Origin of the sequence: Rhizobium sp. SEMIA 4085 (assembly GCF_013004495.1) — a bacterium.
Taxonomy (GTDB): Bacteria; Pseudomonadota; Alphaproteobacteria; order Rhizobiales; family Rhizobiaceae; genus Rhizobium; species Rhizobium gallicum.
The window spans coordinates 1-9,819 of sequence record NZ_JABEPH010000224.1; the positions used below are offsets into that span (position 1 = coordinate 1).

Consider the following 9,819-nt stretch of genomic DNA (forward strand, 5'->3'; position numbering starts at 1 on the left):
CCCGCCAGCGCCACCGAATTGGCTGGAAAGTGTCTGCACCCCTAGCCGACCCTGTTAACTTTCACGGGGGGCTCGAAATGACCACAGACGATCCGAAACGGCAATCGGGATTGCCGCCTGCATGCGGGTATGGCCCATCAGACTGTTCTGGCCGAACTGGCGATCGAGCGCTTCGAGAGCGCGAACAATGGCATCGAGCCGGCCGGAAAAAAGAAAGACGATCGCCTTTAGCCTGATCATCAGGCTGGTATCGATGGCGTCCTGGCTAGTCGCCCCGAAATGGACATACTGGGCCGCCTCGCCGCCCACTGACCTGCGCAGTTGCGTGACGAGATCAGGAACGACGACGCCGTCTGCGGCGGTCGCAACCTTGAGGCCCGCGATGTCGGCAGTGAAGCCTCGACAGGCTTCGGCAATGCGGCTTGCTGCCCTTTGTGGGATCAGGCCATGGGCGCCTTCGGCCTTGGCAAGCGCAGCCTCGAAGGAGAGCATCGCGCGGATGTCGGCATCCGCCGAAAGATAGGCCGAAATCTCATCGTCTCCAAAAAGGCCGCTGAGGAATGGATGGTCGAAGGCGGATGCGGTCACGTGACCTCTCATTGATTTTGCCTGTTCCTGCCGCCAGCTTGCCGTTGGAAAACCGCACCGGCTGTAAGGATGCCGGCAGAGATGGCACGGGATGTCCGTCCCTTTTCCATCTATGCCTTTGCCGGTTTCTCGACGGGCAGAATCGTTATGTCCGCATTCTCGTCGACGCCTCGCGCCTTTGCAACGAACGAGAATTTCTTTCGCATGCCCAAGATCGGCTTCTCGATCATATGCCAGGAAAAGACAGCAATGCCCATCGCGGCGCACATGCCGATAGCATAGAGCGCGAGCGCACCGGTTTTCGGGATCAGGAACAGGCCCGGCGCCAGACTGATTAAAATCTGAAGAAAGGGATCGTGATAAAGATAGACGCCATAAGAATAGTCGCCCTTGTGAAAGACGGAGGGCAGGGGCACCGGCGTCAGACCGACAAATACCGTGATATAGACGAGCGCGGGGACTACGAGCAATCTGTTTGGCACGCTCTCGATGGAAGGGCTGCTCAAGATAAGCATCGCCAGCACGCAAACTGCCATGCAGGCCAAGAACAGTGATTTTTTATGCGGAATGAACTCCCGCAATTGATAGGCTAAGATGCCGAGCAGAAACGCAAATACCAGCTGTGCGCCGCGGCTGACGAACAGCGTGCTCAAGACCAGGTTTACGCGATAGGGCAGCAGATGTCCGAAGGACTGGACGAGAAGCCCGCTCAGGATAAAGCCACCAGTCAAAAGTGCCAGCTTCTGCCATGACTTGATGATCGAGGTGATCATGAGCGCAGACATGATGATGTAGCAGAAGATTTCCCATGGCACGGTCCACAGAGCTCCGTTCACCCGATGCGTCGGGTTTTGCTCAAATACACCCGGCAGGCTGTAATGAATCCAGCCGATGATGTTGAGAAAATACCTGTAGAAGTCGGCGCCGAGAAAATAGTCACGCACAGCGACGGTCGTCACCAGCGGGCCGATGATGAGCGCGCAGACGACGATATCGACCGCAAGAGCAGGAACGATGCGCAGTCCGCGGTTCAAGAGAAAGTTCTTCAGGCTGAGGCGCTGAGCGCTGCCGGCGATCAGAAACCCGCTGAGAGCGAAGAACATCGGAACCAGTGCGTATTCGGCAAACCACAACGGGCTCGAACGGAAAAAAGCGTCATTTCCAGTCAGCAAAAATGAATGTGCCAATACTATTGAAAAAGCCAGGGCAATTCTGAGGAAGTCAAAACCTGGACCAAGGCCCTTGTGTGCCGTCAGGACGTGCCCGAATGTTTTCTGCATGTTTCCACCATCAAGGTTCAGCCCGTCAAAAGTCTTACTGCGGTGCAGCATTTTTAACAACCCGCCTATCGTCGTTTCGACACGCGCGCTGCTCGCTGTGATTGTAAACGGGGTGCAGGCGGCATCGGCTTCCAGCAGGAAGCGCCTGCATTAAATGGAAAAGCGCCTTATCTCACCTGCTCATCAAATGTCGAGAAAAACCGTTTCCTTCTCCCCCTGAAGGCGGATTTCAAACGTATAGGTTGCGCCGTCGCGGGTCGCGATCATTGTTGCAATGCGCTCGCCGTGTTCGATACGGGCAAGCAGCGGATCGGCGTTGTTGGCGTCTGCCTCTTCCGGAAAGTACATGCGGGTGTGGAGCCCAATATTGATGCCGCGCGCAACAATCCAGAAAGAGATGTGCGGTGCCATCGTGCGGCCGTCCTTGAAGGGCACGCAGCCAGGCTTGACGGTTTCGAATCGATAGACGCCGTCTTCGGCGCTGGTCGGGCAGCGACCCCAACCGGCAAAATTCGGGTCGGCCGCGCCACGCATTTCCGATGGGCTGTTGTAAAGTCCGGCGCTGTCGGCCTGCCAGATTTCGACGACCGCGTCACGCACGGGCGCGCCTGTTCCATCATAGATGTGGCCGGTCACGGTGATGCGCTCGCCAAGGGTCTTTTCGTTGACCATCGCGCTACCGAGGTCTTGTGCGTAAACCCCACCGATATCACAGAAATCCGGCGTCAGGCCAATATGGACATAGGGACCTGCCGTTTGCGACGGGGTTTCCTTGAGATAGCCGAGTTCCTGCATGATCAGTTGCCCTCCAGCCGGTTCTCGAACAGGATCGAGCGGCGGCCGCGCAGCACGATATCGAGCTTGTAGGCGCGCGCGTCCATGGGGATGGTGTTGCCCCAGTCGAGCGGTGCAATGAGCTGCTCGATTGCGGCCTTGTCCGGGATCGTGCCGACGATCGGACATTTCCAGATCATCGGGTCGCCGTCGAAATACATCTGCGTGATCAGCCGCTGAGCAAAGCCGTGGCCGAAGATCGAGAAGTGGATGTGCGCCGGGCGCCAGTCGTTGACGCCATTCGGCCACGGATAGGCGCCGGGGCGAATGGTGCGGAAGGAGTATTGCCCATATTCGTCGGTGATGCAGCGCCCGCAGCCGCCGAAATTGGGATCGATGGCCGCGAGATAGGTTTCTTTCTTGTGGCGATAACGCCCGCCGGCGTTGGCCTGCCAGAATTCGACCAGCGCGCCCGAGACTGGCCGGCCACGCTCGTCGAGCACCCGGCCGTGAACGATAATGCGCTCGCCGATGGCGCTCTCGCCGGGGCGGGCGAAGTTGTGGATCAGGTCATTGTCGAGTTCACCGATCATCGAATGGCCAAAGACCGGCCCGGTAATCTCTGAAATCGTGCTGTCGAGCGACAGTAACGCGCGTTGTGGGGAACGCAGCACCGAGGTCTTGTAGCCTGGCGCATAGGCTGGTGGATGCCAGGCGCGGTCGCGGGCGAAGAAGGCACCGGTTTCCGGCTTGCGGTTCGAAATATCGGACATCTCTTCCTCTCAGGCTGTCTTTTCGGCGTCCATCTGCTCGAAAACCTGTTTGGCGATTTTGATCGCGTGATTGGCAGCCGGAACACCCGCATAGATCGCCACGTGCAGCAGCGCTTCGCAAACATCCTGGCGGCTGGCACCCGTATTGGCCGTAGCGCGAACATGCATCGCAGTCTCGTCATCCTGGCCCAGGGCTGCCAGAAGCGCGATCGTTACGATCGAGCGCTCGCGTTTCGTGAAGGTTGGACGCGACCAGACATGCCCCCAGGCAGCCTCCGTAATCAGGTCCTGAAACGGCTTGTCGAAAGCCGTCGAGCCTGCTTCGGCGCGATCGACGTGGTCGTGGCCGAGGATCGCGCGGCGGGTCGCCATGCCCTGCCGGTAGCGTTCGGACGGGGTGGAGGCTTCATTCATGGGCTTAGTTCTCCATGCAAGGCGAAATCGATGAAGGCGCGGATGACGGCGGTAAGCGCCTCCGGTTGCTCAACGCAGGGGATGTGGCCGGCATCGCGGATCGTTTCAAACCGGGCGTTCGGGATCAACTGCGCGGTGGACCTCACCAGGTCGGGTGGCGTCGAAGCGTCCTGATCGCCGACAATGCAGATGGTAGGAACTGCAATCTTGCCTGCGGCGTTTGTGAAATCGGCATCGCGGATGGCGCCGCAGGTTGCCGCATAGCCTTCGACGTTCTGGCGGGCAAGCATGTTGCAGTAGCCTGCATAGGCTGGATTTTCCGGGCGGCGGAAGGCCGGCGTGAACCAACGCTCCATCACCGCATCGACGATGCTGCCGATCCCGTTATTTTCGACCGCCTCGATGCGGGCGTTCCATGTTTCGGCGGTGCCGATCTTGTGTGCCGTATCGCAAAGGATCAGGCCGCGAACGATATCCGGGCGCTGCTGGTAAAGCGACTGCGCGATGAGCCCTCCGACCGAAAGGCCGCAGATGAAGGCCTGCTCGACTTCAAGCGTCTCCAGGAGGCCGATCAGGTCTGAGGCATGATCGTCGATTGAATACGGCAACTGGCCGACATCCGAAAGACCATGCCCGCGCTTGTCGTAAAGCACGATTGCAAAATCGCCTGCCAGCCGCACGATCACATCGCGCCAGATCCTGAAATCCGTGCCGAGCGAATTGGCAAAGACAATGACCGGCTTGTCGGCAGGGCCACCAATGATTTGATAGTGAATCGTGACATCGTTGACGCGGGCAAATTGCACGGAACTTCCTCCTGACACGAAATTGAATGTTTAATTCGGTTAGGTAAAATGATATTTCGTGGCTTTCCGATAACTTGTGGGTTATGTGACCAATGATCGACAGCCGTATCAAGTTTCGCCATCTACAGACCTTTGTCGAGGTTGCGCGGCAGAAAAGCGTCATGAAGGCGGCTGAACTCCTGCGTGTCAGCCAGCCTGCGGTGACGAAGACGATCCGCGAACTGGAAGAGGTGCTTGGCGTTGCGGTTTTCGAGCGCGACGGGCGCGGCATCAAGATCACACGGTACGGTGAGGTGTTCCTGAAGCATGCGGGCGCGGCGCTGACGGCGCTCCGCCACGGGCTCGATTCCGTCACCCAGGAGCGGGTGGGCGATGCTCCGCCGATCCGCATCGGCGCGCTTCCGACGGTTTCGACGCGCGTCATGCCGCAGGCGATGGCGCTATTCCTCAAAGAAAATACTTGGAGCCGCATCAAGATCGTGACTGGGGAAAATGCGGTGCTTTTGGAGCAGCTTCGAGTCGGCGACCTCGATCTTGTCGTCGGACGCCTTGCCGGAGCGGAAAAGATGGCAGGCTTTTCCTTTGAGCATCTCTATTCCGAGCAGGTGGTGTTTGCCGTCCGGGCTGGCCACCCGCTGCTGAAAACCAAACAGTCGCCCTTTGCCGCACTCGCGGATTACACGGTGCTGATGCCGACGCGGGCCTCGATCATCCGTCCTTTCGTCGAAAGTTTTCTAATCGCCAATGGCGTACCGAATCTGCCAAACCAGATCGAGACGGTTTCCGATTCTTTCGGCCGCGCCTTCCTGCGCTCAAGCGACGCAATCTGGATCATCTCGACTGGCGTTGTGGCAGCCGACATCGAGGACGGCGTGCTGGCGGTACTGCCGATCGATACGAGCGAAACGAAAGGGCCTGTGGGCCTGACGATGCGCACGGATGCCATCCCCTCATTGCCGCTATCTATTTTGATGCAGACGATCCGGGAGGCCGCGCGCGAGACTTCCGCAAGATGAAGTGCCGAGGACGTCGGCCGACACTGATCGGGCCGCCGCCCATACACGGACTGGTTAGCCGCGAGCGTGTCCTTCAATCGAGCCCTCGGCTCTTCTTGTGGCGACCAGGGGCTATGTTGCCGTCGACGCGCTAAGCAATCTGCTCGACACGCCGGAGACGGAGAGGCCGACGGTGGGGCTACCTCTGCTTGAAGCCCTTTCACTGATGTGCATTTATGAACGCACCAGAGATCGCGCGATGTCCGGCATCGCTCGGATGGATTTGATCAGCTGAGGCCAAGACGCCGTCGCCATGAGCTTTCATGCTCTTGTAAACAGGTGCATAGAAGAGTGAGAAGCGTCGCGCCAGCATGCCTACGATCTCGACATAACCTTCGAAACCCGTTCGCGTCTGGCCGGTGAAGCCGGCGCTGCCGACCAAAAAACCCGGCATCGGGGATGTAGGGCGGGCTGCCGATTGCGAGCCGCTCGCCGTGGCCGGCTTCGATCAGCCTTTCCAGCATCCGGCCATAGTCGCGCGTGAAATTCCGCACATTCATGGTCTCCGGAGCCGCCGTATAGCGGGCGTCGTTGTAGCCGTAGAGGATCAGGATCGCATCGCGATGCGGCTCATTCAGAAGAGCCCGTTTGAAGCGGCCGAGCCCATTGTCCGGCCGCGGCTTGCCATCCGCTAGGCGTGAGCCCTGCAACACGGTACCTGGAACAGCGTGGTTCTGGATCGGCAAGCCGTCGACCTCGGCTGCGAACAGAGGAGGCCAGGCCAGATGCGGCTGGCTGGCCTTCAAGCCAGCGGTGATGCTGTCGCCCAACATGCGGATGTTGGAAATTCCCAGCGATTTCAAGTGGTCCCCGAATTGCATCGACGCTCCCTCGTTTTTCCCGCTTGACAGTGGGTCATCCAATCTTGTTTATACGTATTAGCTGCTAATACGCATTAGCAGCTAATAGGAGTCGGGAGGAATTGGCGTGACAGGCAGTAAGCGCTTGACTCAGCACGATATTGCGAAACTGGCCGGCGTCAGCCAGGCGACCGTCTCACTTGTGCTGAATGGCGCTTCCGCAGCTTTGGCGCGCATCCCGCCCGAAACCCGCGAACGTGTGCAGCATGTCATTCGCACGACGGGCTACGTAGCCGACCCGATCGCCCGGCGCATGGCCAAGGGCCTCAATCGCATTCTCGGCGTCTTCACCTACGAACCGGCCTTCCCGAGTGAGCAGGCGGACTTCTTCACACCCTTTCTGCTCGGCATCGAGGAAGAGGCGCAGGCGCAGAAATACGATCTCCTGCTTTTAACCGGTGCCGGTGTCGGCCGGGAACGGAAGATCTTTGCCGACGGCAACCGGCTCAGGATCGCCGACGGCTGCCTTGTGCTCGGCCGCGAATTCGATCGCGCCGAACTCAAGCGGCTGGTTTCTGGCGATTATCCCTTCGTGGCGATCGGCCGACGTGAGGACGCTGGCGGACCCGTTCCTTACGTCGGCGGCGATTACACGAACGGCACGCGGACACTGGTCGAGAAGGCGAGGGCGTTGGGACACGAGAAGCTGGCTTACGTCGGCCCCAGCGGATCGGCCGAATCCGTCGCGGACCGCTGGCGCGGCTTTGCAGACGCGACCACCGCAGGCGCCGAGCTGGTTTTGCATGTCGACGAGGTCGGCCGGCCGGCCGGCGAGACCCTCGATGTCATCGTCGCGAGCGGCGCGACTGCCGTCTTCTTCATCGAACTGGCGGATGCGGTGCGCGTCGAGGCGGCGGCTCGAAAGCGCGGCCTTTCCGTGCCCGAAGATTTCTCGGCGATCGTACTCGGCAGCCATGTGCGCGCCGAGCGCAGCCATGTGCAGTTCACCGCCTTCGACATTCCTCGCGAAGAAATGGGGCGGCAGGCGACCGCCATGCTGGTGCGTCGAATCGAGGGTGCGGCCCCGATCGAACAAATTCTTCTGACCTGTGAACCGGTCGAAGGCGAGACCCTTGGTCCCGCCCCTTTCGGCTCTGCAAAGAAACGGACGTGAGAACGTGACATACATGCCTGCGAAAGAGATGCGAGCGGATATTCTGGTGGTGGGCGGCGGCCTCGGTGGTGTTGCGGCGGCACTTGGTGCATGCCGGGCGGGCAAGAGCGTCGTTATGAGCGAGGAATTCGACTGGATCGGCGGTCAGTCGACCAGCCAGGCCGTGCCCTCCGACGAACATACGTGGGTCGAGCAGTTCGGCATCACGCGCTCCTATCGAAAGCTGCGCAATGGCATTCGCCAGTATTACCGCGACAACTACCCGCTGACCGAAGCGGCTCGGGGCTGGAGCGATCTCAATCCCGGCGGCGGCTGGGTGAGTCGCATCTGCGCCGAGCCGCGGGTCAGCCTCGCGGTGATGGAAGCGATGCTGATGCCCTATCGTGGCGCTGGTCGTCTCAAGGTGCTGCAGCCCTATAGACCGGTCACGGCTGATGTCGATGGCGATAGGGTTCGCTCCATCACCGTCCGCCATCGCGATACGGGCAGGGAGATCGTCATCGCTGCCAATTACATCCTCGATGCGACCGAACTTGGCGATCTGCTGCCGATGACCGGCACCGAGTATGTGAAGGGTTTCGAGGCCCAGTCCGATACGGGCGAGCCTAATGCACCGCCCAAAGCCCAGCCGGACAACGTTCAGGCGGTGTCGGTCTGCTTCGCCGTCGATTGCGTGGATGGCGACCAGACGATCGACAAGCCGGAGCACTATGACTACTGGTCCACGTATCAGCCGCATTTCTGGGGCGGCCCGCTGCTTGGCTTCACTGCGCCGCATCCGCGCACGCTGGAATTCACGACCCGCTCGTTCACGCCGAATGTTGACGACGATCCGCTGCTGGTCGATGCCGACCAGCGCAAGGGCGGTGGCGACGAAAACCTTTGGCTTTTCCGCCGCATCGCGGCACGCCGCAATTTCGTGCCCGGCTTCTACGAATCCGACATCTGCTTCGTGAACTGGCCGATGATCGACTACATGGACGGCACGATCATCGACGTTTCCGAGGAGGAGAAGGCGAAGCACCTGAAGTCGGCCGCCGATCTTTCTTACGCGGTCTTCTACTGGCTGCAGACGCAAGCGCCGCGCATCGACGGCGGGCAGGGCTATCGCGGCCTACGGCTCCGCGGCGACATCACGGGCACCGAACATGGCCTCGCCATGGCGCCTTATGTCCGCGAAAGCCGCCGCATCAAACCGGTAACGCGCGTCGTCGAACAGGATCTTTCTTATGCTGTACGCGGAGGAAAAGGTGCCGTGAACTATCGCGACAGCGTCGGCATCGGCATGTATCGCATCGACCTTCATCCATCGACCGGCGGCGACAACTATATCGATGTGGCGTCCTGTCCGTTCGAGATCCCGCTCGGCGCGCTCCTGCCCGAGCGGATGAAGAACCTCATTCCGGCCGGCAAGAACATCGGCACCACCCACATCACCAACGGCTGCTACCGCCTTCATCCAGTCGAATGGAATATCGGCGAAGTGGCCGGCATGCTCGCGGCCTATTGCCTGGAGAAAGGACTGAAACCTCACCAGATCCAGGAAAACGACGAGCATCTCCGCGACTTCCAGCGAGAGCTCACCCGTGAGGGCATTGAAATCCGCTGGCCGGACATCGCGGCCTATTGACCAAGCAAACCGATCTTAGGAGGAGGAACGGGAATGAATTATCACAGGACACTGAAATCGGCGGTGGTGGCGCTTGCCGTTGCCGTGCCGCTCGCCATTGTGCTCCCTTGGGGCGGCATCGCCAATGCACAGGATGCGGTCAACCTGCGAATGACCATCTGGAGCGCCAACGAGGCGCATCTCAAACTCTTCAACGAGATCGCTGCAGGGTTTAAGAAGGACCATCCGAACGTCACGGTGACCTTTGAGTCGCTGCCGTTCGACACCTACACCACGGCGCTGACCACCCAGATCGCCGGCGGCAATGCGCCGGACATGGCCTGGATCTTCGAGACTTCGGCTTACGACTTCGTCAATTCGGGCGCGCTCTATCCGCTCACCGATACACTCAAGGCGACGCAGGGCTACAATCTCGACGAAGTGAGCGCCACTGCGACCGAACGCTGGACGAAGGACGGCAAGTTCTACGCCTATCCCTTCTCCACCTCGCCGTTCGCGATGTTCGTCAACAACGACGTCATCAAG

Annotated in this window: 10 protein-coding genes and 1 pseudogene; 4 read left to right on the forward strand and 7 right to left on the reverse strand. The window is 60.0% G+C overall.

All coding sequences use genetic code 11. The annotated features are described in order from the left end of the window. Positions 1-57 precede the first annotated feature (57 nt). From C9413_RS20705 to pcaD, 6 genes and pseudogenes are all read right to left on the reverse strand, one after another. Positions 58-588: pseudogene (locus C9413_RS20705) on the reverse strand (lyase family protein); the annotation flags it as partial. A gap of 110 nt (positions 589-698) precedes the next feature. Beyond that, entirely contained in the window at positions 699-1,868 is a 1,170-nt protein-coding gene (locus C9413_RS20710) for an acyltransferase (protein WP_040116522.1), read from the reverse strand. 183 nt (positions 1,869-2,051) lie between these two features. Beyond that, on the reverse strand, positions 2,052-2,663 hold the full coding sequence (pcaG, locus tag C9413_RS20715; protein WP_040115186.1) for a protocatechuate 3,4-dioxygenase subunit alpha: 612 nt from the start codon (positions 2,661-2,663) through the stop codon (positions 2,052-2,054). A gap of 2 nt (positions 2,664-2,665) precedes the next feature. Then, positions 2,666-3,415: a protocatechuate 3,4-dioxygenase subunit beta gene (pcaH, locus tag C9413_RS20720; RefSeq protein ID WP_170250844.1), complete on the reverse strand. Its 750-nt coding sequence runs from the start codon at positions 3,413-3,415 to the stop codon at positions 2,666-2,668. Positions 3,416-3,424: 9 nt separating this feature from the next. Continuing rightward, complete coding sequence (gene pcaC / locus C9413_RS20725) at positions 3,425-3,829, reverse strand: 4-carboxymuconolactone decarboxylase (RefSeq protein WP_040115191.1); 405 nt, start codon at positions 3,827-3,829, stop codon at positions 3,425-3,427. Further along, a complete protein-coding gene (gene pcaD, locus C9413_RS20730; RefSeq protein WP_040115193.1) occupies positions 3,826-4,635 on the reverse strand; it encodes a 3-oxoadipate enol-lactonase in 810 nt (269 codons plus the stop codon). The genes pcaC and pcaD overlap by 4 nt, the downstream gene beginning before the upstream one ends. Positions 4,636-4,727: 92 nt before the next feature. On the opposite strand from pcaD, the gene pcaQ reads away from it, so the two are divergent. Continuing rightward, positions 4,728-5,651 carry a pca operon transcription factor PcaQ gene (gene pcaQ / locus C9413_RS20735; protein WP_040115194.1) on the forward strand — a complete coding sequence of 308 codons (924 nt, stop codon included), beginning with the start codon at positions 4,728-4,730 and terminating at the stop codon, positions 5,649-5,651. A gap of 266 nt (positions 5,652-5,917) precedes the next feature. Here pcaQ and C9413_RS20740 read toward each other — a convergent pair whose 3' ends face one another. Next, positions 5,918-6,511, reverse strand: a complete 594-nt coding sequence (locus tag C9413_RS20740) for an SGNH/GDSL hydrolase family protein (protein ID WP_082046704.1) — start codon at positions 6,509-6,511, stop codon at positions 5,918-5,920. Positions 6,512-6,617: 106 nt separating this feature from the next. Here C9413_RS20740 and C9413_RS20745 point away from each other — a divergent pair, with 106 nt between their 5' ends. From C9413_RS20745 to C9413_RS20755, 3 genes are all read left to right on the forward strand, one after another. Continuing rightward, positions 6,618-7,664: a LacI family DNA-binding transcriptional regulator gene (locus C9413_RS20745; protein WP_040115196.1), complete on the forward strand. Its 1,047-nt coding sequence runs from the start codon at positions 6,618-6,620 to the stop codon at positions 7,662-7,664. 28 nt (positions 7,665-7,692) lie between these two features. Beyond that, a complete protein-coding gene (locus C9413_RS20750; RefSeq protein ID WP_040116523.1) occupies positions 7,693-9,294 on the forward strand; it encodes an FAD-dependent oxidoreductase in 1,602 nt (533 codons plus the stop codon). Between the two features lie 33 nt (positions 9,295-9,327). Next, the coding region (locus tag C9413_RS20755) for an extracellular solute-binding protein (RefSeq protein ID WP_170250845.1) at positions 9,328-9,819 on the forward strand (492 nt) is incomplete at its 3' end.

What these genes read in the sequence shown, in the direction of transcription:
- pcaC (WP_040115191.1), bottom strand. Translation starts at nt 3,829, where the DNA reads ATGAATGAAGCCTCCACCCCGTCCGAACGCTACCGGCAGGGCATGGCG.
- C9413_RS20740 (WP_082046704.1), bottom strand. Translation starts at nt 6,511, where the DNA reads ATGCAATTCGGGGACCACTTGAAATCGCTGGGAATTTCCAACATCCGC.
- pcaG (WP_040115186.1), bottom strand. Translation starts at nt 2,663, where the DNA reads ATGCAGGAACTCGGCTATCTCAAGGAAACCCCGTCGCAAACGGCAGGT.
- pcaQ (WP_040115194.1), top strand. Translation starts at nt 4,728, where the DNA reads ATGATCGACAGCCGTATCAAGTTTCGCCATCTACAGACCTTTGTCGAG.
- pcaH (WP_170250844.1), bottom strand. Translation starts at nt 3,415, where the DNA reads ATGTCCGATATTTCGAACCGCAAGCCGGAAACCGGTGCCTTCTTCGCC.
- C9413_RS20710 (WP_040116522.1), bottom strand. Translation starts at nt 1,868, where the DNA reads ATGCAGAAAACATTCGGGCACGTCCTGACGGCACACAAGGGCCTTGGT.
- C9413_RS20750 (WP_040116523.1), top strand. Translation starts at nt 7,693, where the DNA reads ATGCGAGCGGATATTCTGGTGGTGGGCGGCGGCCTCGGTGGTGTTGCG.